Annotated in this window: 22 protein-coding genes; 11 read left to right on the top strand and 11 right to left on the bottom strand. The window is 58.2% G+C overall.

Annotated features, from left to right (window positions below; genetic code table 11):
• Positions 1 to 73: 73 nt before the first annotated feature.
• Positions 74 to 964: a 3-hydroxyisobutyrate dehydrogenase gene (gene mmsB / locus IFT99_RS11885; protein WP_192132465.1), complete on the top strand. Its 891-nt coding sequence runs from the start codon at positions 74 to 76 to the stop codon at positions 962 to 964.
• Positions 965 to 1,287: 323 nt separating this feature from the next.
• Here the strand turns inward: mmsB and argH are convergent, their stop codons facing one another.
• Positions 1,288 to 2,715, bottom strand: a complete 1,428-nt coding sequence (gene argH, locus IFT99_RS11880) for an argininosuccinate lyase (protein ID WP_192132463.1) — start codon at positions 2,713 to 2,715, stop codon at positions 1,288 to 1,290.
• Positions 2,716 to 2,973: 258 nt separating this feature from the next.
• Here argH and IFT99_RS11875 point away from each other — a divergent pair, with 258 nt between their 5' ends.
• From IFT99_RS11875 to IFT99_RS11865, 3 genes are all read left to right on the top strand, one after another.
• Positions 2,974 to 3,738, top strand: a complete 765-nt coding sequence (locus tag IFT99_RS11875; protein ID WP_192132461.1) for a sulfite exporter TauE/SafE family protein — start codon at positions 2,974 to 2,976, stop codon at positions 3,736 to 3,738.
• A gap of 213 nt (positions 3,739 to 3,951) precedes the next feature.
• On the top strand, positions 3,952 to 4,536 hold the full coding sequence (locus IFT99_RS11870) for an NAD(P)H-dependent oxidoreductase (protein WP_192132459.1): 585 nt from the start codon (positions 3,952 to 3,954) through the stop codon (positions 4,534 to 4,536).
• A gap of 53 nt (positions 4,537 to 4,589) precedes the next feature.
• Positions 4,590 to 5,486, top strand: coding sequence for a LysR substrate-binding domain-containing protein (locus IFT99_RS11865; protein ID WP_192132457.1), 897 nt, complete (start codon positions 4,590 to 4,592; stop codon positions 5,484 to 5,486).
• A gap of 4 nt (positions 5,487 to 5,490) precedes the next feature.
• Here the strand turns inward: IFT99_RS11865 and IFT99_RS11860 are convergent, their stop codons facing one another.
• On the bottom strand, positions 5,491 to 6,369 hold the full coding sequence (locus IFT99_RS11860; protein WP_192132455.1) for a LysR family transcriptional regulator: 879 nt from the start codon (positions 6,367 to 6,369) through the stop codon (positions 5,491 to 5,493).
• 181 nt (positions 6,370 to 6,550) lie between these two features.
• Here IFT99_RS11860 and IFT99_RS11855 point away from each other — a divergent pair, with 181 nt between their 5' ends.
• Positions 6,551 to 7,450 (top strand): DMT family transporter, encoded by a 900-nt coding sequence (locus IFT99_RS11855; protein ID WP_244656971.1) that lies wholly within the window; start codon positions 6,551 to 6,553, stop codon positions 7,448 to 7,450.
• A 122-nt stretch (positions 7,451 to 7,572) separates the two neighbouring features.
• Positions 7,573 to 9,240, top strand: coding sequence for a gamma-glutamyltransferase (ggt, locus tag IFT99_RS11850; protein WP_192132451.1), 1,668 nt, complete (start codon positions 7,573 to 7,575; stop codon positions 9,238 to 9,240).
• A 137-nt stretch (positions 9,241 to 9,377) separates the two neighbouring features.
• Here the strand turns inward: ggt and IFT99_RS11845 are convergent, their stop codons facing one another.
• Positions 9,378 to 10,961: a peptide chain release factor 3 gene (locus IFT99_RS11845; RefSeq protein ID WP_065990225.1), complete on the bottom strand. Its 1,584-nt coding sequence runs from the start codon at positions 10,959 to 10,961 to the stop codon at positions 9,378 to 9,380.
• Between the two features lie 334 nt (positions 10,962 to 11,295).
• Between IFT99_RS11845 and IFT99_RS11840 the strand changes: the two genes are divergently transcribed.
• From IFT99_RS11840 to IFT99_RS11825, 4 genes are read left to right on the top strand one after another with little or no spacing between them, the layout of a single operon-like run.
• Complete coding sequence (locus tag IFT99_RS11840) at positions 11,296 to 12,009, top strand: ABC transporter permease (protein WP_065990221.1); 714 nt, start codon at positions 11,296 to 11,298, stop codon at positions 12,007 to 12,009.
• 28 nt (positions 12,010 to 12,037) lie between these two features.
• Positions 12,038 to 13,006, top strand: coding sequence for a glycine betaine ABC transporter substrate-binding protein (locus IFT99_RS11835; protein ID WP_192132449.1), 969 nt, complete (start codon positions 12,038 to 12,040; stop codon positions 13,004 to 13,006).
• Positions 13,003 to 13,656: an ABC transporter permease gene (locus tag IFT99_RS11830; protein WP_065990219.1), complete on the top strand. Its 654-nt coding sequence runs from the start codon at positions 13,003 to 13,005 to the stop codon at positions 13,654 to 13,656. The genes IFT99_RS11835 and IFT99_RS11830 overlap by 4 nt, the downstream gene beginning before the upstream one ends.
• An 11-nt stretch (positions 13,657 to 13,667) precedes the next feature.
• Positions 13,668 to 14,837, top strand: coding sequence for an osmoprotectant ABC transporter ATP-binding protein OsmV (locus tag IFT99_RS11825; RefSeq protein ID WP_065990273.1), 1,170 nt, complete (start codon positions 13,668 to 13,670; stop codon positions 14,835 to 14,837).
• A gap of 162 nt (positions 14,838 to 14,999) precedes the next feature.
• Here the strand turns inward: IFT99_RS11825 and IFT99_RS11820 are convergent, their stop codons facing one another.
• The 5 genes from IFT99_RS11820 to IFT99_RS11800 form a co-directional block, all read right to left on the bottom strand.
• The gene (locus tag IFT99_RS11820; protein ID WP_192132447.1) at positions 15,000 to 15,332 is read right to left on the bottom strand and encodes a hypothetical protein; all 333 of its coding nucleotides are present in this window, start codon (positions 15,330 to 15,332) and stop codon (positions 15,000 to 15,002) included.
• A gap of 164 nt (positions 15,333 to 15,496) precedes the next feature.
• Positions 15,497 to 15,958 carry a hypothetical protein gene (locus IFT99_RS11815; protein ID WP_192132445.1) on the bottom strand — a complete coding sequence of 154 codons (462 nt, stop codon included), beginning with the start codon at positions 15,956 to 15,958 and terminating at the stop codon, positions 15,497 to 15,499.
• Positions 15,936 to 16,331, bottom strand: a complete 396-nt coding sequence (locus IFT99_RS11810) for a polymorphic toxin type 44 domain-containing protein (protein WP_192132443.1) — start codon at positions 16,329 to 16,331, stop codon at positions 15,936 to 15,938. Before IFT99_RS11810 ends, IFT99_RS11815 begins: the two co-directional genes overlap by 23 nt.
• 29 nt (positions 16,332 to 16,360) lie before the next feature.
• The gene (locus tag IFT99_RS11805; RefSeq protein ID WP_192132441.1) at positions 16,361 to 16,861 is read right to left on the bottom strand and encodes an Hcp family type VI secretion system effector; all 501 of its coding nucleotides are present in this window, start codon (positions 16,859 to 16,861) and stop codon (positions 16,361 to 16,363) included.
• 374 nt (positions 16,862 to 17,235) lie between these two features.
• A complete protein-coding gene (locus tag IFT99_RS11800) occupies positions 17,236 to 18,444 on the bottom strand; it encodes a DUF3472 domain-containing protein (RefSeq protein ID WP_192132438.1) in 1,209 nt (402 codons plus the stop codon).
• A 483-nt stretch (positions 18,445 to 18,927) separates the two neighbouring features.
• On the opposite strand from IFT99_RS11800, the gene IFT99_RS11795 reads away from it, so the two are divergent.
• Positions 18,928 to 20,091: a type III PLP-dependent enzyme gene (locus IFT99_RS11795; protein ID WP_065990209.1), complete on the top strand. Its 1,164-nt coding sequence runs from the start codon at positions 18,928 to 18,930 to the stop codon at positions 20,089 to 20,091.
• A gap of 48 nt (positions 20,092 to 20,139) precedes the next feature.
• Here the strand turns inward: IFT99_RS11795 and IFT99_RS11790 are convergent, their stop codons facing one another.
• From IFT99_RS11790 to IFT99_RS11780, 3 genes are all read right to left on the bottom strand, one after another.
• Positions 20,140 to 20,967 carry a hypothetical protein gene (locus IFT99_RS11790; RefSeq protein WP_192132436.1) on the bottom strand — a complete coding sequence of 276 codons (828 nt, stop codon included), beginning with the start codon at positions 20,965 to 20,967 and terminating at the stop codon, positions 20,140 to 20,142.
• Positions 20,968 to 21,034: 67 nt separating this feature from the next.
• The gene (locus IFT99_RS11785; protein WP_192132434.1) at positions 21,035 to 22,030 is read right to left on the bottom strand and encodes an alpha-xenorhabdolysin family binary toxin subunit B; all 996 of its coding nucleotides are present in this window, start codon (positions 22,028 to 22,030) and stop codon (positions 21,035 to 21,037) included.
• A gap of 23 nt (positions 22,031 to 22,053) precedes the next feature.
• Positions 22,054 to 23,292, bottom strand: a complete 1,239-nt coding sequence (locus tag IFT99_RS11780) for an alpha-xenorhabdolysin family binary toxin subunit A (RefSeq protein WP_192132432.1) — start codon at positions 23,290 to 23,292, stop codon at positions 22,054 to 22,056.
• Positions 23,293 to 23,406 lie beyond the last annotated feature (114 nt).

The following is a 23,406-nucleotide window of genomic DNA, read 5'->3' as shown; positions in this document are numbered from 1 at the left end:
CTTCGCGAGCAAGCTCGCTCCCACAAGGGGCCTGCGTCGCCGGTGGCACTGGAATTGAACAAGGAGAACAACCATGAAAATCGCCTTCATCGGCCTGGGCAATATGGGTGCGCCGATGGCGCGGAACCTGATCCGTGCCGGGCATCAGCTGCATTTGTTCGACGTCAACCAACAGGTCTTGTCCGAGCTGGCCGAATTGGGCAGCCGGATCAGCGAGTCGCCCAAACATGCGGCTCAGGGCGCCGACCTGGTCATCACCATGCTTCCGGCCGCCGCTCACGTTCGCGCGGTTTACCTGAATGAAGACGGCGTACTGGCTGGCATCAGTGCAGGGGTGCCGGCGGTGGATTGCAGCACGATTGATCCACAGACCATCCGCGATGTGGCGGCGGCAGCGGCGAAACAAGGCGTGGTGGTCGGCGATGCGCCGGTGTCCGGCGGCACTGGCGGCGCGCAGGCCGGGACGCTGACGTTTATGGTCGGTGCGAGTGTTGAACACTTCACGGTGCTCAAGCCGATCCTGGCGCAGATGGGCCGCAACATCGTCCATTGCGGCGAGGTCGGCACCGGGCAGATCGCGAAGATCTGCAACAACATGCTGTTGGGCATTTCCATGATCGGCGTGGCGGAAGCCATGGCGCTGGGCAATCGCCTGGGCATCGACACCGGCGTGCTGGCGACCATCATCAACAGCTCGACCGGCCGGTGCTGGAGCTCGGAGATGTACAACCCCTGGCCCGGCGTCGTCGAAACCGCCCCGGCGTCCCGTGGTTACACCGGAGGGTTTGGCGCAGAGCTGATGCTCAAGGACCTGGGCCTGGCAACCGAGGCCGCCAAAGCCGCGCGCCAACCCGTGATTATGGGCGCGCTGGCGCAGCAGCTGTATCAGGCGATGAGTTTGCGCGGTGACGGAGGCAAGGACTTCTCGGCGGTGGTTGAGGCGTACATCAAGGAGGAAAACTGAGGGTGCACATCCGCCGGCCTCTTCCCGGCTAAAGCCGGTCCCACTAGGTAATCGAGTACATCCTTGGGGCTCGCGATTCCACTAAGGTTTTGCATGCGCCGCACTACCTTGTGGGAGCGAGCTTGCTCGCGAAGAGGCATTAACATCCGCTGAATATTTAGCGGCTGGAATGCCGTCTTCGTGAGCAAGCTCACTCCCACAGGTGCTGTGTTCACAGGAAGACGGCGGTGAAGAGAGCAGCATAAACAGCCTCATTTCACGGCGTCCTGTCCGAGGCATTCCCGGCTAAAGCCGGTCCTACAATGCACGCGGTCGCACCACAATTAACCCCGCGGGCCGCTGTAATCCCTGGCCCACTGCTCTTGCGCCACCAGGTGCTGTTTGAACCGCGCGATCTGCTCGGCCACTCGCACCGGGGACGTTCCGCCCCAGCCGCTGCGCGCCGCCAGTGCCGCTTCCAGTGTCAGGCTCTCCAACACCTCTGGCGTCAGGCGCGGGTCGGTGTCGGCGAGCATCTTTGGCGTCAGCTCCGGCAGCCCGATGTCCTGCGCCTCGCACAGCTGAACCAGTTGTCCGGTGATCTCGTGGGCTTCCTTGAACGGCACGCCGCGAACGGCGAGCCAGTCCGCAATTTCCGTCGCCAGGGTGAACCCCAGGGGCGCCTGACGCAGCAACTCGTCCTTGCGCACCTTCATCGTGCGGACCATGCCGGCAAAGGCAGGCAGCACCAGATTCAGCGTGTCCAGGGCGTCGAAGATGGCGTGTTTGTCTTCGCTCAAATCGCGGTTGTACGACAGCGGCTGCGCCTTGAGCACCGACAGAATCGCGGTCAGCGAACCGATCAAACGGCCTGATTTACCCCGGGCCAGCTCGGCGATGTCCGGGTTCTTCTTCTGCGGCATGATCGAGCTGCCCGTGGCGTAGGCATCATCCAGTTCGACCCAGCGAAACTGCCGCGACGTCCAGATGCAGAACTCCTCGGCCATGCGCGAAATATTGATCCCCAGCATGCTCGCGCAGAACAGAAACTCGGCCACGTGATCACGGCTGGCGACGGCGTCGATGGAGTTTTCACACGGGCCGGCGTAGCCCATTTCCGCCGCCGAACGTTGAGGGTCGCGGGCGATGGCGGAGCCGGCCATGGCAGCGGCACCGAGGGGCGATAGATTGAAGCGCTGATCCCAATCCTGCAGGCGCTGGATGTCACGATGAATCGCCTGGGCGTGGGCCATCAAATGGTGACCAAAGACAATCGGCTGCGCTTGTTGCAGGTGAGTAAAACCGGGCGCAATGGTCTCGACATGGGCTTCGGCCTGACTGACCAATGCCTGCTGCAGATCAAGAATCGACAGGGTCAGCACGCGAATCCGGTCACGCAGAAACAGCCGCATGTCATTGGCCGTCTGATCGTTGCGCGAGCGCCCGGCGCGAAGCTTGCCGCCCAGTGCGCCGAGGCGTTCGGTGAGCAGGCGCTCGATAAAGGTGTGCACGTCCTCGTCGGCGGGAATTGGCTGAATCGTGCCGGCGGCAAAATCCTCGTCAATCGATTGCAGCGCATCGATGATGCGGCGGGTTTCGTCGGCGTCCAGCAAACCGGCGCGCTCAAGCTCGTGGGCGTGGGCCTTGGAGCCTGCCACGTCATAAGGCGTCATGCGAAAATAGACGGCGGGCGAGCGTGACAGGTTGGCCATCGCTTCCGCCGGCGCGGACTTGAAGCGCGCGCCCCACAGGCGCTCAGTTGCATCGGACATATGCATTCCCCCTCAAACACGTGATTGCTGGCGAGCCAGGCGTCGACGACGTCAAGGGATCCTAGGAAAAACCGGCTGCCGATGAAACGTTACAAATGGCAAGTCGGGTTGGCAGAAATGGAAAGCTGACATCAACCCGCTCTTCAGATGAGTGGCGCTGATTATTTTTCTGTTACCGCAGGTGCCCGAATGTGCTGAAGTGGCACCCATTGCACCACCCGATTTTTCCCCTCGTCGACCTTTTCGCAGGATGCGCCCATGGATGGTTTCCTATCGCTTTATCAACACCTCGGCTGGACGTTGTCAGTGCTGGTGCTGCTGACGTTTCTGCTGGCCGGCACGGTCAAGGGCGTCATCGGCATGGGGCTGCCGACGGTTGCGATGGGCCTGCTGGGGGTGATGATGCTGCCGACCCAGGCGGCGGCGCTGCTGCTGATCCCCTCAACCTTGACCAACCTCTGGCAATTGGCGACCGGCGGGCATCTGCGCGGACTGTGCACGCGGTTGTGGCCGCTGCTGCTGACGATCGTCATCGGCACCATGCTCGGCTCCTACGCGCTGGGGCTTGGCAACGGGCACGGCATGGCGAGGGCGCTGGGCGGCGCGCTGTTTGTCTACGCGCTGTGCGGCTTGTTTCTGCCGACGCTCAAGGTGCCGCCTGCTGCCGAGCGCTGGCTCGGGCCTTTGTGCGGGTTTATCACCGGCCTGGTCACCGCGGCCACTGGCGTTTTCGTCATTCCGGCGGTGCCCTACATTCAGGGCCTGGGGCTGGATCGTAACGAACTGGTGCAGGCGCTTGGGCTGTCCTTCACTGTCTCGACCCTGGCGCTGGGCGTCGGTCTTTTCTGGAACGGCGCGGTGGGCAGCGCTGAAATGGGCGCTTCCTTGCTGGCGCTGATTCCCGCGTTGCTCGGCATGATGTTCGGCCAATGGCTGCGTCAACGCATCAGCGCATTGGTGTTCAAGCGCATGTTCTTCATCGGCATGGCGCTGCTGGGCGCGCACTTGATGATTTCTGGCTGATCACGCGGTGTCCGGCCCGCATTCACGCTGCAGGTCAATCAACGTAAATTCATCAATAGGCGCCTGACTCGTGATTCAGGCGCAAATGTATTTTGTCCTTCCGCTGCTTATTCCCCCCTCGTCTGACCGATATCCTGCCGTCCATTCCAATTGAAGACCCTCAATCCGGCACCGCAAAACAGCGGGCTGCATTGACGGCGGACGAGGCTTGATATGAAAAAAGTACTGTTTCTCAACGGCGGCAAACAATTCGCCCATTCCGACGGCCGCTACAACACCACGCTGCATGAAGCCGGCATGGCGCTTCTCGATCACGCCGGGTTCGACGTGCAGCAGACCTTCATCGACGGCGGCTACAACGTGGCCGAGGAAGTGCAGAAGTTTCTCTGGGCGGACGTGATCATCTGGCAGATGCCGGGCTGGTGGATGGGCGCGCCGTGGACGGTTAAAAGGTACATCGACGAAGTCTTCACCGAAGGTCACGGCAGCCTGTACGCCAACGACGGTCGCACCCGTTCCGATGCGTCCCGGCGGTACGGCAGCGGCGGCTTGCTGCACGGCAAGCAGTACATGATTTCGGCCACCTGGAACGCGCCGCAGCAAGCCTTCGACGACCCGGCGGACTTCTTCGAAGCCAAGGGCGTGGATGCCGTGTACTTCCCGTTTCACAAGGCCAACCAGTTCCTCGGCATGACCGGCCTGCCAACCTTTCTGGCCGTGGACGTGATGAAGATGCCGAACGTCGAAGCAGACGTGAAGCGGTACGAAGCGCATCTGGCCTCGGTGTTCGGAATCTGAGCGCGGGCCCGCAAGCGCGCTAATATCCGGTCTCTTGTGAGCGGGAGACAACAGTGAAAGCCAGGTCGGATGAGTTGCAGGTGTTTGTCACGGTGATCGAAAGCGGGTCGATTTCAGCCGCCGCCGAGCAGGTCGGGCAGACGCCCTCGGCGATCAGCCGCACCTTGTCTCGACTCGAAGGCAAGCTGGGCACGACGTTGATCAACCGCACCACGCGGCGCATGGACCTGACCGAGGAGGGCAAGTATTTCCTTGAGCGGGCCCGGCAGATTCTGGATCAGATGGAAGAGCTGGAAGAGCGCATGTCGGTGCGCCAGCAGACGCCGTCCGGCCGGTTGCGGATCAACGCGGCGTCGCCCTTCATGCTGCATTCAATCGTCCCGTACGTCGCCGAGTTTCGCACAATGTATCCGGACATCCAGCTGGAGCTGAACAGCAACGATCTGATCATTGATCTGCTGGAGCAGAGCACCGATGTGGCGATCCGCATTGGCGTACTGGCCGATTCGACCCTGCATGCCCGGCCCCTCGGCAGCAGCCCGCTGAACATTCTCGCCAGCCCTGAATACCTCGACAAACACGGCACGCCGAAAACCGTGGCCGCGCTGAGCGGGCATTCACTGCTCGGCTTCACCCAGACCGAAACCCTCAATCACTGGCCGTTGCGCCACGCCGACGGGGATCGGCTGTTCATCCAGCCAACGGTGTCGGCCTCCAGCGGCGAGACGTTGCGCCAGTTGGCGCTGGCGGGAGAGGGCATCGTCTGCTTGTCTCACTTCATGACCCACGAAGACATCCGCCAAAGCCGCCTCAACGTCATCCTGCCCCAGGCCAACAGCGGCTATCGCCAGCCGATCCACGCGGTGTACTACCGCAACTCGCAGCTGGCGTTACGGATTCAGTGCTTTCTGGATTTCATTCAGGAGAAGCTGGCGGTGTACGCGGCGTGACGTGTCAGGCGTCACCGACCCCGCTGAACTCCGCCCGCAACATCGCCACAAACGCTTCCCGCGCCGGGTGATGCTCGGCGTTCTCGTGCCAGTAAAACAGGTTGTCGATGGAGGTCAGTTCAGGGAATTCATAACCGACCCAGCCAGAGCCTTTGCGGTACTGCTCGTAAACACCCTTGGGCACCAGCGCCACGCCAGCCCCGGCGCTGACGCAACCGACGATGGTGCCGTAGTTGGCGATGCTGACGATGGGCTGAGTCTGGCCGTCGTGCTGCAACCATCGCTCCAGCGCTGCGCGATAAGGGCAGCCTTCGGGCCACATGAAAATCGATTTGCCCTGCAGATCCGCCGCGCTGCGTATCGGGCCCAGCGACTCGGCCGCAATCAGCACCAGATCCTCCCGGTACATCGACGTGCGTTTGAGCCGGGGGCGTTTTACGTCGATGGCGACAATGGCGCCATCGAGCTTCTGGTTAAGCGTCGCTTCCAGCAGTTGTGCGCCGGTACCGGTGGTCAGTTCCAGCGACACTTGCGGATAACGCGCATGAAAGCGCGCCAGCAGTCGCGGCAGCCGCGCCGTGGCCGAGGACTCGATGGCGCCGATGCGCAACGGCCCCGACGGCGCCGCATCCGGATGCACCGCGCGCTTGGCTTCGTCGGCCAGGCTGAGCATCTTGCCGGCGTAGGTGAGGAAAATTTCCCCCGCCGGGCTGATGCGCAATCCACGGCCCTGACGGTAAAACAGCTCGGTGCCCAGCTCCGCCTCAAGCGCCTTGATGCGCGCGGTGATGTTCGACGGGACGCAATGCAAGACCTCCGCCGCGCGGGCAATGCTGCCGGTGTCGACGACGGTCTTGAACATGCGGATCTGGGCCAATTCCATTCATCACCAACAGTGAGGGGTTGCGTCATTATTGTTCGGTTGTGGTGAGCATAGGTTGTTTCGATACTCGCAGCCATGGGCAGGCGTCGGGCTTGTCGGTGGGAGTATCGAGATGAGCGTGGTGGCTGAGCCGGTTGTTGATTCAAATATCGTGGTTAAAGGCACTGTGCCTTGGCAGGGGATGAAAGTTGCCCTTGCCACTGTCTTTGTGGTCGCCTGCTGGGGGTTCTCGCCGACCGGCATTCGCATCGGTTTGCAGGCCTACGAGCCCGGGCATCTGGCGCTGCTTCGATTTCTGATCGCGTCGGTGTTCATGCTGTTAATCGCCTCGTCGCACCGTATCGCGTTGCCGCGCCTGAAGGACCTGCCGTTGCTCGCGGTGTTGGGTTTCTTCGCCGTCAGCCTGCACCACATCGCGCTCAACTTTGGGCAGGCCGGGGTGAGCGCCGGGGCGTCCAGCGTGCTGGTGCAATCGACGCCGTTGTTTACCGCGCTGCTGGCGCATTTCGTGTTCAAGGAGCGGGTCAGCGCGTGGCGTTGGGGCTGTGTCGCGCTCGGCCTGGTGGGCGCCGCGATTGTCGTCACCGGTGATCGCGGCATCGGCCATATGGATGCGCGCGGGCTGCTGATTCTGTTGGCGGCGTTTTCCTGGAGCGTGTATTTCTCGCTGCAGAAGCGTCACAGCCATCGGTACGACGGCCTGACCATGGTCTGTTACACGGTCTGGGCCGGCACGGTGTTCCTGCTGGTTTATCTGCCGGGGCTGATCGGCGAAATCCTCAACGCGCCGCTGCGGGTCAATGTGGCAGTGGGGGTGTTGGGGCTGTTCCCCAGCGCACTGGCGTATCTGGCTTGGGCGTATGTCTTGAAGCACATGGACGTCAGCCGCGCGTCGATGAGTTTGTACCTGACGCCACCGATGGCCATCGCTATTGCTTCGTTCATGTTGGGCGAGTTGCCTTCGCAGCGGGTGATCGTGGGGTCGATCGTGGTGCTGGCGAGTGTCTTGGCACTCAATCTGCGGCGGGAGAGGGCAGTGGTGTTTCCCGTCCGGGATCAACCTGAGCGTGCTGCGGTTTAGGGGCCTGGCCGTTTGCGTTTGTGGCAAGTTTCATCATTAATGTGCAGCCGGACCGTTAGTCTCTTCAGCCTCCAGACAGCACATCAGTAACAAGCTGTCGCATTCGTCATCAAGGAAGCCCCATGCGTGCAGTGACCCTCAAAACCCTTGCCCTGTCGGTGATCTTCGCCGCGAGTTCGCCGGTGTATGCGGTGATGCTGGAAGGCGGCGCCGTCGCGTCCCCGGATCAATACGGTGCCCAGGTCGCCGCGCAGATTCTGAAAAAAGGCGGCAACGCCGTCGATGCCGCAGTCGCCACGGCGTTCACCCTGGCGGTCACCTACCCCGAAGCGGGCAACATTGGCGGCGGTGGCTTTATGACCCTGTTCATGAACGGCCGACCATACTTTCTCGACTACCGCGAAGCCGCGCCGAAAGCGGCGACGCGCAACATGTACCTGGACGAGAAGGGCGAGGTCATTCCGGGCATGAGTCTGGTGGGCGCACGCGCGTCTGGGGTGCCCGGCACGGTGATGGGGCTGTGGGAAGCCCACCAGAAATTCGGCAAGCTGCCGTGGGCCGAGTTGCTGACGCCTGCCATTGGTTACGCCAAAAACGGTTTCAAGGTCGCCGACAAGCAGTACATGTATGGTGCCGAGGCGATCAAGCAGCTCAACGGCAAAACCAATTTCGCGGATTACTTTGGCGACATGAAGACCGGCGAGACCTTCCGTCAGCCGGAGCTGGCCAAGACCCTGGAACGCATCGCCAACAAGGGCGCCAACGAGTTTTACCAGGGCCAGACGGCTGACTTGCTGGTGGCGCAAATGCAGCACGACAACGGCCTGATCACCAAAGAGGACCTGCACGATTACAAGGCGATCTGGCGCAAGCCGCTCCATGTGAACTTCAACGGCAACACGCTCTACACCGCGCCGCTGCCCAGTTCCGGCGGTATCGCGCTGGCGCAGTTGATCGGCATGAAGCAGCTGCTTTCTGATGATTTCAAAGACGTGCCGCTCAACTCGGCGCGCTACATCCACTTGCTCGCTGAGATTGAAAAACGCGTGTTCGCCGATCGCGCCAACTACTTGGGGGATCCGGACTTTTCAGTGGCGCCGGTGAGTCAGTTGACCGACAACGCCTATCTGGCCAAGCGCGCCCACGAGGTCAACCCGACGGCAATTTCGCCCACCGAGAACGTAAAGGCCGGGCTTGAGTCGCACCAGACCACCCACTTCTCTATCGTCGATGCCAAGGGCAACGCGGTCAGCAACACCTACACCCTGAACTGGGATTACGGCAGCGGCGTGGTGGTGAAGGGCGGGGGCTTTTTGCTGAACGACGAGATGGATGATTTCAGTTCCAAGCCGGGCGTTGCCAATGCGTTTGGCGTGGTGGGCGGGGATGCCAATGCTATCCAGCCCGGCAAGCGCATGTTGTCCTCAATGAGCCCGAGTCTGGTCACCCGCGACGGCGCAGTGACGCTGGTGCTGGGCACGCCGGGTGGCTCACGGATTTTCACCACGGTGTTTCAGGTGCTGAACAATATCTATGACTTCCACATGCCGCTCAAAGACGCGGTTGCGGCGCAGCGGGTTCATCACCAGTTGCTGCCGAAGGACACGATCTACACCGAGAAATTTGCACCGCTGGCGACCCCGGTGGCCGACGAGCTGACGGCCATGGGTTACACGGTGAAGGACCAAGGCTGGTCGATGGGCAATGTGCAGGCGATCAAGATTGACGGCGCGAAAGTCGAAACCGCGTCCGATCCCCGTGGGCGGGGCGTGGGGATGGTGGTGAAGTAGGGGGACAACTGATCGTTCCCACGCTCCGCGGGGGAATGCATCCATGGACGCTCCGCGTCCGCAGTCGGCTGACGCGGAGCGTCAGTAGCGGCATTCCCACGCAGAGCGTGGGAACGATCACACCGGGTCAGGCGTGCTTAGTGATGCTCCCGCGTTGCGCGGAATTTCACGTCAGGCCAGCGTTCTTCCATCAAGGCCAGGTTGACCCGGGTTGGCGCGAGGTAGGTCAGGTGACCACCGCCGTCCACGGCCAGGTTTTCCACGGCCTTGTTCTCGAATTCCTCGAGCTTCTTCTTGTCGCTGCAATCGATCCAGCGGGCTGACCACACGGTGATCGGCTCGTAGGCGCATTCGACTTTGTATTCTTCCTTCAAGCGGCTGGCAACCACATCGAACTGCAGCACACCGACGGCGCCGAGGATGATGTCGTTGCTGCGCTGCGGGAAGAACACCTGAGTGGCGCCTTCCTCGGCCAGTTGCTGCAGGCCCTGACGCAGCTGCTTGGACTTCAGCGGATCCTTCAGGCGTACGCGGCGGAACAGCTCCGGTGCGAAGTGCGGGATGCCGGTGAAACCCAACGCCTCGCCTTCGCTGAAGGTGTCGCCGATCTGAATCGTGCCGTGGTTGTGCAGGCCGATGATGTCGCCGGCGTAGGCTTCTTCCAGCTGTTCGCGCTCGCTTGAGAAGAACGTCAGCGCGTCACCGATGCGCACGTCCTTGCCGGTGCGCACATGGCGCATCTTCATGCCCTTGTCGTACTTGCCCGAGCAGATGCGCATGAACGCGATGCGGTCGCGGTGCTTGGGGTCCATGTTCGCCTGGATCTTGAACACGAAGCCGGTGAACTTCTCCTCGACCGGCTCCACCGTGCGCTCGTTAGCGACGCGGGCCAGTGGCTTCGGCGCCCAGTTAACGACCGCATCCAGTACGTGGTCGACACCGAAGTTGCCGAGCGCGGTACCGAAGAACACCGGCGTCAGTTGGCCGTCGAGGAATTCCTGCTGGTTGAACTCATGACAGGCGCCTTGCACCAACTCCAGCTGATCGACAAAGCGATCGTACTCATCACCCAGATGAGCGCGCGCTTCGTCGGAGTCGAGCTTCTCGATGATTTTCACCTCGGTACGCTCATGACCGTGACCGGCGGTGTACACGATGATGTAGTCGTCGGCGAGGTGATATACACCCTTGAAGTCGCGGTAGCAACCGATCGGCCAGGTGATGGGCGCGGCCTTGATCTTCAGGACCGCTTCGATCTCGTCGAGCAGCTCGATCGGGTCGCGAATGTCGCGGTCGAGCTTGTTGATGAAGCTCACGATCGGCGTATCGCGCAGGCGGCAGACGTCCATCAGTGCGATGGTGCGGGGCTCAACCCCTTTACCGCCATCGAGCACCATCAGCGCCGAGTCGACAGCGGTTAACGTGCGGTAGGTGTCTTCGGAAAAGTCTTCGTGGCCCGGAGTGTCGAGCAGGTTGATCATGTGATCGCGATACGGGAACTGCATGACCGAGGTGGTGATGGAAATGCCGCGCTGCTTCTCCATTTCCATCCAGTCGGACGTGGCGTGGCGGTCGGATTTACGCGACTTCACCGTACCGGCGACGGAAATGGCCTTGCCCATCAGCAGCAGCTTTTCAGTGATGGTGGTCTTACCCGCATCGGGGTGGGAAATGATGGCGAAAGTGCGGCGTTTCGCGACTTCGGCGGCCTGTCTGGTCATGGGAAATCGCCCGAGAGGTGATTCAAAAAAAGGGCGGCGATTATAGCCCAAACCGGAGCAATAACCGAACCGTTCAGTCAATAAAGGGTGGCCAGATACCATCGCACGTGGGAACCTTTGCGGTTAAGGAGACGTCCATTCCCTGGTATCGCTACACGCCAAGGGTCGCAAAATCAGCAAGTTAGCTTGACGAAGCTGCGCTCATGGCTTGTGTTTTCGCCGAGGTATCAACCTTTCCGGCGACCCACCCGCTGCTCTTCGCGAACGTTCGCGTGCTGCCTGAAGAGGCCAGTTCCACGCCAGACGTTCGCCGACTGAAATAAGGAGTCCGCCCGTGGCAAATCGCTATGGCAAGGGGCTGTTGGGAGGTGTGATTGTCATCGCACTCCTGGCCCTGCTGGTCCAATGGATCGGCATCAGTACCATCAGGCAATATCAGGATGATCTGCTGTTTTATCTGCAAGCCCATGTGGTGCTTGTGCTGGCTTCGATGCTGGCGGCACTGGTGGTCGGGATCCCGACCGGCATTGTCCTTAGCCGACCGAACATGGTTGGCCGCGCCGAACGCTTCATGCAGATCTTCAACATCGGTAACACCGTTCCTCCTCTCGCCGTACTGGCCATCGCTCTGGGTATTCTGGGCATCGGCAGCGGTCCGGCGATCTTCGCTTTGTTCCTCGCTTCGTTGTTGCCCATCGTGCGCAACACCTACGAAGGCCTGAAAAACGTTCAGGGTTCTCTCAAAGAAGCCGCCCGCGGCATCGGCATGACACCGCGCCAGGTGCTGTGGCGTGTCGAGTTGCCCAATGCCGTGCCGATCATCATCGGCGGTGTGCGCGTGGCCCTGGCGATCAACGTCGGGACGGCGCCACTGGCGTTCCTCATTGGCGCGAACAGCCTGGGCAGCCTGATTTTCCCCGGCATCGCCCTGAACAATCAGCCACAACTGGTGCTGGGCGCCGCGTGTACCGCGTTGCTCGCATTGTTGCTCGATGGCGCCGTGACCCTGGCAAGCCGTCTCTGGCTGGAACGCGGCCTGGCTCGATAAGTCGAGCCCCGCTGAGAAAGGAATTGGTATGAAGAAGTTATGCACATTAATCATGGGCGTCGGGATGTTGCTGTCCGGTTTCGCCCAGGCCGCGGATGCACCGGCCGAAATGCCCGTGCTGCGCATCGGCGCGCGGGTGTTCACCGAGCAGACCATGCTGGCCGAACTGACCGCGCAGTACCTGCGCGACAAGGGCTATCAGGTTCAGATCACCGGCGGCCTTGGCAGTAACCTGGCGCGCAGTGCTCAGGAAAGCGGCCAGTTGGATCTGCTGTGGGAGTACACCGGCGTGTCGCTGGTTGCCTACAACCATGTTGATGAGAAGCTCGACAGCGAGCAGACCTATCAGCGCGTCAAGGAGCTGGACGCCAAGAAGGGGCTGGTCTGGCTGTCCCCCTCCAAGTTCAACAACACCTACGCGCTGGCGCTGCCGGACAAAATTGCGCAGCAGTATCCGCAGGTCAACAACATGTCCGACCTGACCACGGTGCTCAAGGCTGAGGCCGACAAGGGCCACATCGTTGCGCTGGACACCGAGTTCGCCAACCGTTCCGACGGTCTGGTGGGCATGGTCAAGCATTACGGCATGAACCTGGGCCGTGAAAACACCCGTCAGATGGACGCTGGCCTGGTCTACACCGCGCTGCGCAACGGGCAGGTTTTTGCGGGCCTCGTCTACACCACCGACGGCCGTCTGAATGCGTTCAAGCTCAAGGTGCTGGCGGACGACAAGCACTACTTCCCGGACTACACCGCGGCGCCGGTCATCCGCAAAGAGTACCTGGACAAGCACCCGCAGCTGGCCGACTTGCTCAAGCCGCTCGCCGCGCTGCTGGATAACCAGACCATGCGCACGCTGAACGCGCGCATCGACGTCGACCATGAAAGTCCTACCGTGGTGGCGGCTGAATTCCTGCGCGAGCATCCGATCAATCCTTCCGCCGACAGCGTGCCTGTCCCTCCGGCGCCGGCGGCAAAACAGGAGGAGAAACCATGAGTTTCCTCAGCGCTTTCTCCCATCTGGACTGGAATCAGGTCATGCACCTGACCCTGCAACACATCACACTCGTCGGCATCGCGGTGACGCTGGCGATCGTCGTCGGTGTGCCGCTGGGCGTGTTGATGACGCGCTTCCCGACCCTCGCCGGACCGTTGCAGGCCAGCGCCACCGTGCTGCTGACCATCCCGTCGATTGCCCTGTTCGGCTTGCTCTTGCCGTTCTATTCGAAGTTCGGTCAGGGCCTTGGCCCGATGCCGGCGATCACCGCCGTGTTTCTCTACTCGCTGCTGCCGATCATGCGCAACACCTACCTGGCGCTGACCGGCGTCGAGCCCGGCATTCGTGAAGCCGCCAAGGGCATCGGCATGACTTTCGGCCAGCGTCTGCGCATGGTTGAACTGCCGATCGCCGTGCCGGTGATCCTCGCTGGCGTACGCACCGCCGTGGTCATGAACATCGGCGTCATGACCATCGCCGCCACCATTGGCGCCGGCGGCTTGGGTGTACTTATTCTTGCTTCTATCAGCCGCAGCGATATGTCGATGCTGATCGTCGGCGCCGTACTGGTCAGCATTCTGGCCATCTTCGCCGACCTGCTTCTGCAATGGCTGCAACGCTCGCTGACTCCAAAAGGACTCCTGAAATGATCGCCAAACAAATGATTGAGCTGCAGAACCTCACCAAGACTTTCCAGAGCAACGGCAAGGAAGTGAAGGCCGTCGATTCAGTGAGCCTGACCGTCAATGAAGGCGAGATCTGCGTGTTTCTGGGCCCGTCGGGTTGCGGCAAAAGTACGACGCTGAAAATGATCAACCGGCTGATCATGCCGACCTCCGGCAAAGTGCTGATCAACGGCGAGGACACCACCGGTCTCGACGAGGTCACCCTGCGCCGCAACATCGGCTACGTGATTCAGCAGATCGGCCTGTTCCCCAACATGACCATCGAAGAAAACATCGTGGTCGTGCCCAAGCTCCTGGGTTGGGACAAGCAGAAATGCCACGACCGCGCCCGCGAACTGATGAGCATGATCAAGCTGGAACCCAAGCAGTACCTGCATCGCTACCCCCGCGAGTTGTCGGGTGGTCAGCAACAGCGGATCGGCGTGATTCGTGCGCTGGCTGCAGACGCGCCCCTGCTGCTGATGGACGAGCCGTTCGGTGCGGTCGACCCGATCAACCGCGAGATGATCCAGAACGAGTTTTTCGAGATGCAGCGCGCGCTGAACAAGACCGTGATCATGGTCAGCCACGACATCGACGAAGCCATCAAGCTGGGCGACAAGATCGCTATCTTCCGCGCCGGCAAGCTGCTGCAGATCGACCATCCGGACACGCTGCTGGCGCACCCGGCGGATGATTTCGTCAGCAACTTCGTCGGCCAGGACAGCACGCTCAAGCGCCTGCTGCTGGTCAAGGCCGAAGACGCCGCAGACAACGCGCCGTCCGTGAGCCCGGAAACCCCGGTCGCCGATGCGCTGGAAATCATGGACGAAAACGACCGCCGCTACGTGGTCGTCACCGATGCCGAAAACAAGGCCATGGGTTACGTCCGCCGCCGCGACCTGCACCGTCAGGCCGGCACGTGCGAGCAATACCTGCGCCCGTTCAACGCCACCGCTGCCTACGACGAACACCTGCGCATCCTGCTGTCGCGCATGTACGAGTTCAATCGCTCGTGGCTGCCGGTGCTGGATGCCGAAAATGTGTTCCTGGGTGAAGTGACGCAGGAGTCCATTGCGGCTTATCTGAGTTCCGGCCAGTCCCGCGGGATGAAGACCAGCATCGTTTCGCCGGCCGAGTTGGCGGAGCAGGCTGCGTTGAGTTGAGTCGAATGGCCTGGGTGCTTTTCGTGCCCGGGCTGGCTTAACGCAGGTGGTTCGCTTCTGCAGATGCAATGCACGTCATCTGTAGAAGCGGATTTTTATAGGCGGTGAGGTTCGCGGCAGTGTAGAAACCGCGTTTCGAAAATTCTAACCTGATGCCGACAACTACTTTTTGAATGAATCTATATATGCCTTGAGGCATCCATCTCTGTCTGCTTCGTTTTCTATTCGCGGGATATAACCTAGAGGGTATCGGCAGTAATCGATCAAGTCCTGGCGATCGTTATTGCTTAGCTCATGCACCGGATCGAAATCGCTATCGGTCGCGATCATGTTCTCGAATTTCATTTGTAGGGTGGGTTCTTTTTTAATAAAGAACACGGTGATGTTGTCTTCCGCCCAATGTGTGTCGTAGTAGCCGATGTTGAGGATCGCCACTGAACTCACGATCAGGGCCGTCGTAAGCAAGAGTGCGGGTCTCAGTTTAAGGCTTTTCATTTTTAGAATTCCTACAAGCCTATTCGGTCAGTTGATCCAGACTGGGATCTTGAGCTGGTCATTGCGTAGAGCAAACTAATTACTTCCCCGTGCGAGTTAAATCCATGCCGCCGTCATCTCATGGGTTCAGTAGATTTGGACTAATGAGCATTTCGGTTCGGAGTTCAGTTTCTGGAGCTGTCGTCTGATTGTGTCAATGTGATCCGGTAGCTTCTTAACTGATTGCCTTCAGTGACGTACTCTTTACTGAAATAGCGATAGACGGCCCCTTTGACTTCTATCGCTACGCCATTGGGCGTGTTTTGAATGTGGACATTATCCATGGCGCTGTCCGTGATCATGAATTCGCTCGCGTTATTGAGCTGTTTCAGCACTTCTGAATCATCGCCCTCAAGCGGTCTGCTGATAAAAAATCGCAAAGTGTCCCGATCAGTCGCCATCGCGCCGTAGCGGCTGATGTATAGCCAGTCGCCCTGAGGGAGCTGCCGTTTCAAAACTACTTCATCTGCGTCGCTTCCGAATTCAAAAAAGTCGCCGAACGATGCATTGAAAATCAAAACCGCAACAAGCAACCAGAATGCATGTTTGTAGGTGAGTCTTAATTTAGTATCCTTTGGATTTTGCATACAAGATCCCCATTTTTATCCACTTCTGGTCTTTAGGGTCATCCCCGTATGGAGGAAGCCAGAACCAATAACCCCAATTATGATCAATCTTTTGTGTTTTGGCTTGTTTTTGGGCATACCCAGCCGCTCTTACTAAAAGCTGCTCACTCAGCTGCCCAGCCGTACCCACGGCACCATAGTGAAAGTTTCCGAAGTCTTCCCAAGCAGGATTTTGCTGCTTGTAATCCCATGGACTGCGGTTACGAACCTTGTAGTAAAACCAACTCATGAATGCCCCGGTGGCAGGATCCCGGTTCCATTGCTCATTCGCGATCTTCATATGGACGTCCACATTAACACCCGGAGGAATTATAGCGGGCATTTCGTAATTCATTTTTTTGCTCCTGCAAGTTTGCTTGCGAATTACGAGAATATCTTGTTGCTGATGGCATCCCAGCCGCCGGCTATCTGCCCCGCGCTCTGTCCTGTCTGTCGACTTTGCTTTGCATAAATAAGCTGAATTCTTCCATAGTTTAGTGCAACGAGTTCGCTCGGAAAGCTACTTTCGTGATCACCGTTGCCTAGTATTGTGAATGAACTGATGATGACCTCTTCTAGTTTTATTTCGAGGTATTTGACCTTTGGGTCTCCTGCACGAAATAGATGCACCGATACCTGTTTAAAGTGCTTTCCGCTACAGCACGCTTCATGAAGTTTAGGGGTTGCGTTGTCAACCGCTTTTCGGACAAGCATATCGCTCATATAAGCCCGGCCTGAAGTAGCGCCGCCAGATGAGGTAGACGTGGCGGAGGCTGTTTGGCTGGCAGAGAGATCGAAGTCTTGAAGTTCGATCCAGTTTTCGTAGCCCTCTGACAGGGTTTCACCGGGAACACCTTCGATCTGCAAATAGGCTTCTAGTGACATCGTCAATTCCTTGAATAGTTTTAGTTCCGATAGATAAGGAGTCTTTAAATCACATCGGCGACTACAGACTGAATGCAGTCGACGATATCGGTCGCGCTACAAATTACGGACGCACTGCCAAGGGACGTGATTGATATAGCGCGGGTAGAAATCATTCATGAGTCAGAGCTCAAGTTGGCGCGTCACGTCGTGTTCGTAGCAAGACCGAGAGATCCCAATCGTAATGGCGGTGGTTGTTGCTGGTCTGGAGTGAAGGATGAGCGCCGGGTAAGGCCTTTCTGATTATCAGGTAGCCGACGTCTGACGGACACGTAGCTTTCGTGGCGAATCCCTGACAGGGCGCTGCGGGTGGCAACGTCCTGTCATGCAGCGGACTACCGCGTGTTCATAAAACGACGCGCACATTTGCGCACCCATGCTTGCACTCTGCGCCACAGGCTGCGGGAACGCCTCACCGGTGCTGAGACCCGGAATGTGGTTTCGGCCGGAAGAGAGCTCTGGTTGAAGATGTCGGTGACAGTGAGTGTCACCTCGTAATCTCCGGCAGCGAACACCGCCGTGCTAAAAATGGACGATCGTTTTTGAGGAAGCGCTTCGGCATCGAACGCCACGAGCACATCTCCCGGGAGAGAGCGGATTTCTATTGAGTAGCTCAACTGCGGTGGCGTCGACTCGTCATTCTTCCAGGCCACGATCACTGCTTCGGTACCCACTTGCGGTACGACGGATACGGATAAGATGGCTGCCGTCAACATCGCCGGTTTCGGCTTAGGATCAAACTGGTTGGGCTCCAACTGGATCGTGCTGTGGGTATTGCCATAGCTGCCACCGGCAATAAGCATGATGTTGGCGTCGCCAACGTTATCGCCGTCACCCACCAGCATGGCATTCCAGGTGTCAGGGTCGCCTCCGGCAGTTGCCACGTAATGAGACGGTTTTTGCCACGAACCGTCTTTGCTCATCCGGAAGTGCTGGCCGTAATAACCGTGGTAGCCCAGCGCGTCGCCATTGAAACGTTCCAGAAAGGCCGTGCAGGTAGTCCCTGAAATGGGAATATCAGGGCCGGGAACGGAAGCGGACATATAGTGCGTCCATTTCGCGTCGGCGTAGGCGTACATGAACATGCCCATGCGCGTCACCGACTCGCCGGGAATGAACCAACGTCTGATCACGATGGCGTACCACTGATCCAGGCGCCATGGCATCGGGTGAGAGGTGTGCAGGCCAGTGCCCTCGCCGCCGAAATGCCCTGAATACAGGCCTTCAATCCCATAATCCAGGCGGACCTCGGCTTCAGCCGGATCGGAGGCGAGGTCCCAGATCGAACAGATATTGTTGTAAGTAAAAATCTGGCCCCCCACCAGGTTATCGTTTTGGTGCTGGATGCCTGCGTATCCCCCGCGCTCACCAAAATAGAAATTACAGCCTGACCAGTAAATATGGATGTTGTCCCCGGCTGTGGGCACGTACTGCTCTACGTATAGCAGTTCGGCCTCATTTTCCGAGAACCAGGACGTTATTGACGGACCGGAAGTCGGTACATCGGCTCGTTCAGTCGGGTGGTTGATCGGCGGTGTTTTCATGGGGCGCATCCTCTCGTCATGAGGCACCAGTGTTGAGCATTTGCGGTCGTTTGAAACCTGTCAGAAATGACAGTGGACGACAGATGGCAGGGAGGGGCGTCGAGCGGTCGGGAGCACCCAGGCACCGTGTTTTTTTCGGAAAGGTGAACATCACCCTGTCACATCGGTCGGTTACTACGGGTTGATTGAACGCGCGTGGATTCCCGTCTGGCAAAAACGGGCAGAAACGCGACATTTTTAGTTGATCTCCGGCCCCTCAGGTCCTACAGTTCGCGCCGAACGTCCATGCTGGAAACGATCCATCCGGCTCAAGTACTGACGACGAGACAGCAAGGCCAACCGTGGTGTATCACCGGATGGCCTTTTTGCTTTCGGCCGAGCAGCCTTGGGAAGTAGGCGAACCAAAGTGGGGATACGGAGGACGTTCACGAGCCGCGCGCTCACACCCATTGTTTTTTACCGTTTGCCAACAGGAGTCCCCGCATGTCGATCCAGGTCGAAGACTATTTCGAGAAAAGCACCTTCGAGAAAATGAAGGCGTTTGCCGACAAGCAAGAAACCCCGTTCGTGGTCATCGACACCGCGATGATCAGCAAGGCCTACGACGACCTGCGTGCAGGCTTCGAATTTGCGACAGTTTATTACGCGGTCAAAGCCAACCCTGCGGTCGAGATCATCGACCTGCTGAAGGAAAAAGGCTCGAGTTTCGACATCGCCTCGATCTACGAGCTGGATAAAGTGATGGATCGCGGCGTTGGCCCGGATCGCATCAGCTACGGCAACACCATCAAGAAATCCAAAGACATTCGCTACTTCTACGAGAAGGGCGTGCGTCTGTTCTCCACCGACTCCGAAGCCGACCTGCGCAACATCGCCAAGGCTGCGCCGGGCTCGAAAGTCTACGTGCGTATTCTCACCGAAGGCTCGACCACGGCTGACTGGCCTCTTTCACGCAAGTTCGGTTGCCAGACCGACATGGCGATGGACCTTTTGATCCTCGCCCGTGAACTCGGCCTGGTGCCTTACGGCATCTCGTTCCACGTCGGTTCGCAGCAGCGTGACATCAGCGTCTGGGACGCTGCGATCGCCAAAGTGAAAGTGATCTTCGAGCGTCTGAAAGAAGAAGACGGCATCGTGCTCAAGCTGATCAACATGGGCGGCGGCTTCCCGGCCAACTACATCACCCGCACCAACAGCCTGGAAACCTACGCTGAAGAAATCATTCGCTACCTGAAAGAAGACTTCGGCGATGACCTGCCGGAAATCATCCTGGAGCCGGGCCGTTCGTTGATCGCCAACGCCGGTATTCTGGTCAGCGAAGTGGTGCTGGTGTCGCGTAAATCCCGCACTGCCGTCGAGCGTTGGGTGTACACGGATGTGGGCAAGTTCTCCGGCCTGATCGAAACCATGGACGAAGCCATCAAGTTCCCGATCTGGACCGAAAAGAAAGGCGAAGTGGAAGAAGTGGTTATCGCTGGCCCGACCTGCGACAGCGCCGACATCATGTACGAGAACTACAAGTACGGCTTGCCGCTGAACCTGGCCATCGGTGACCGCCTGTACTGGCTGTCCACCGGTGCCTACACCACCAGCTACAGCGCTGTAGAGTTCAACGGCTTCCCGCCGCTGAAGTCTTACTACGTGTAAACGCTGCCGTTCATAAAGAAACCCGCGAGCGATCGCGGGTTTTTTGTTTCACTGCCTTGTGTGGCTGATCAGTTTTTCAGCCAACTCAAGACGAGGCATCGCTGATTCAATCATCTCCCCAAACCGCTCAATCGAAATCGACGTGAACAGGTCTTTGAAGTCACTCAACGAGCCGGACAGAAAACTCGCCAGATTTGCATACCCCTCACCCAGGTCCCTCGTGGCGTCTCCGATTTGCGCATGCAGATTCTTCATGTCATTGATCATCGCCCTGACCCCGACAATTCTGCCGTCGGAACCCATGGGGTCGAGCTTCCGATTGTTAGCGTATGCGTTGATGGCTCCCTGCATAAAATCCACCAGTCGCGGCAAAACAAGCGATGAACGCGAATACAGATCTTTGGCCGTAAAAGCAGCGCGATCGTATTTGATCCACAGATCAAATACCTGCTGCTTCACTTGCATAGCGAAAGGGTAGCCTGCTGTCGGACTCAGTATTTTCAGGCGTCCGTTCAACTCGAAGGGCGGTTGAGATAGATCCAGTGTCGAGAGCAATTTTTTGCGTTCAGAGCGGGTGAGCGCATCAACGACACGGAAATAGTCCGAACTGAAGCGCTCAAGATCGGCCACCAGATCCGACTGTTCGTAAAAGATCCTGTAGGGCCACTCCAGTATCTCGGGCCAGTATCGAAGCTGTGCCTGTACTTGAATGTGCATGTGTTCAAGTGCTGGCTGGTGAAGGCGGATGAACGCCTGATCCGACGCCAGGCCAAGATCTGCCTTGATTCGTTCGGTGGTCTCGAATGCCTGATGCAAGGTAATGCGGTAGCGATTGAGCGCATCGAAATGGGCCCACTTAAACAGAGGTGCTGACATATCGACATCCTTGTCCTGTGCAGGCAGTGACGGCGTCCTTGCCGTCACGGCTGTGAATAGTGAGCTTTCAGCGAATGGTTTTCAGGTAATCAATCAGCGATGGCGCGATGGAGACGAAACGGTCCTCATATCCTGCTTTATCACCCAGTTCCAGATGGTCGAAAAATGCAGTAATCCCCTGATCGAACTTTGCGTACTCAGCTCGCGCGTTAAAGAAGGTCTGATACAGGGCATGAACGCTGTCGATCACCGTGATTTTAGCGGCGGTCATCTTCAGGTCGGCCGCTCGCTCATCGTGGCCGGGTTTAAACGCTGCGATTTGCTTGATCAGGCGTTCGCGCTGATCGTACATGGTGAGATAGTTAAGCGCTTTGCTGATGTCTTCCAGGGTCTTTTTCATATGCTCGACAGCGAGCCTGATGAGCTCTGCTTCGGGAGCAGCCATGCCAACTGCGGAGATGTTCTCCACGCTGAGCACGGTGTCCTTGGCGATGTCTGCAAAGTTGCGTTTCTCAAGCACCGCCATTGCATCGTTCAAGACCTTTCGTGAAACCTCCAGCGCCTCGATTTTTTCTTCGGAGGCGATCTGCGCCAGATTCAATTGCGCCAGCTCGGCGTCCAGCCCGCTTTTGTATTTGCGGGTGAGTGCCGGGTCGAACCTCACATCTGCAAGCGATTTAAAGCGTTGCTGTGCGTCCTTCGCGGCAGCGTTCATCCCCCGCTTGAGGCTAATGATCGCTTGCGCCCGGAAGTAAGCGTTATCCTCCAGATCATCGTCGGAGGCTGTTTCCGTGATCGCGCCGCGCAGGGCATTGAGCTTCTTGAGTCCTTGAGAGGCGCTCACTTCCATCTTGAGTGCCGCCTCATCCAGTGCTCGCTCGGCTTGAGTGAGCGAGCCATACAGTCCTGCCGCTTTTACATGAATCGACGGCAGATAGCGTGTTTGATCGAACGAAAAATTGGCGACGGCAGTGAGGTCGAGCATTTGCTGAATGCAGACTTTGACCACGCCAATGTCAGGCGATACGGCGTTTACATCGGTATTGAAACGAAGGATATTCATTGGAAAAACCTTAGGAGTATTGATTAACGATTTTTGTTGATTTCTGCATCGGCTTCGGCGAATACGGCATACAGGTCGTCCGCCTCGTCTTTAATCAGCGCCCATGGCTCGATGACCTGTTCGAAGTGGTAGGCCAGGAAGCGAACTTTCAATGCGTCGTTAATGCGTTTTGACTCTTCTTGAGAAGTTTTGATGTACAGATAAAGTTTGTTCCAGACGGTGACGAGGTTTTGGGTTGCCACATCAGCCTGAAGCGTCAGCAATTCGAGGTCCTGCATATCGCCTTTAACGTCGTTAAGGCGTCGAAGTACTGTGCTTTTGGTGCCCATCTCGGTGTTTTTAACATTGCGCTGTTTTTTAAGAGCGTTTCTTTCCTTTCGGACTTTTTCGGCCTCTACACCAAAGTAGATGGCCATGCCCAAACCAATCACATTCAGTTTGGACGCAGCGCTTAGTGAATCATTGACCATCTGTTTGTAGCTGGCGCTCTTCTCGTCGATTTGTTTATCGAAGTCTTCAATTTCTTTTTGAAGCCGGATCACGTCATCTTTGAAGTTGTTGTTGTCGATGGCGACCAGGCGAAGCGAGATTTCGGGCCGAACCGTGTTGGACAGTTCCCGAGAAAATGCGTCCAGATCCGCTTTCAAGCGATTGCTGCGCTTTTCCTCAGTATCGACGCGAGCCAGTATCCGATCCAGGAAATAGCTGACGCTTTCAACCGCGTCTTTGTCATCGTCGTTCAGTGTGATGTCCGGAAGCGCGGTGCCCATTTCCTTTTCGACCCGCTTGAGGTCTTCGAGCGTGATAATTCCAAGATCTTTCAGTGCGTCCGACGCAGAGACAGTGTCCAACTCCCGAACCACGCGTTTTCCCGTCGTGTTCATGAAGGTCGCGAAGAGTTTGAGCTCGCTGCTGATCAGTTTGATTCGCTGGCGCAGACCGTCCCATTGACTGGCATGGACCTTGATAATACTGAACGTTTTGGTGAAGTCGCTGACTGCCAGTCCACGGCCTGGCGGGTTTTGCTGGTCATAGCCAAGGTAAACACTGACGGCTTCGGCGGTGGTGGGTAAGTGCAGGCCTTTTTGTTCATAGCGATACAGATCAATGATCTGCTCTTTGGTCAGGATAAGACCCGTGGCGCGCACACTGTCTTCCTGCTGTCCAAGGGAGGCGTCAATAAGCGCCCTTGGTGCCAGCGCTGCTTCTTCGGCGGCCTTGTTAGTTGAGGTGTTGAAGGCATTGCTCAATGCATAATTCATGAAAGAGTCCTTTCTTTGATAGTGGCGCCATCCTGGTGCCGATTACGGAGTTTCTATCACTGCCTTTATGGCAGTGATCTGAGACTAGTGGGCGCTTGAGTCTTATGTCAAAGC

This window comes from Pseudomonas sp. CFBP 8772 (assembly GCF_014841665.1).
GTDB lineage: Bacteria > Pseudomonadota > Gammaproteobacteria > Pseudomonadales > Pseudomonadaceae > Aquipseudomonas > Aquipseudomonas graminis_B.
This window is presented reverse-complemented; position numbering and strand designations above follow the sequence as displayed.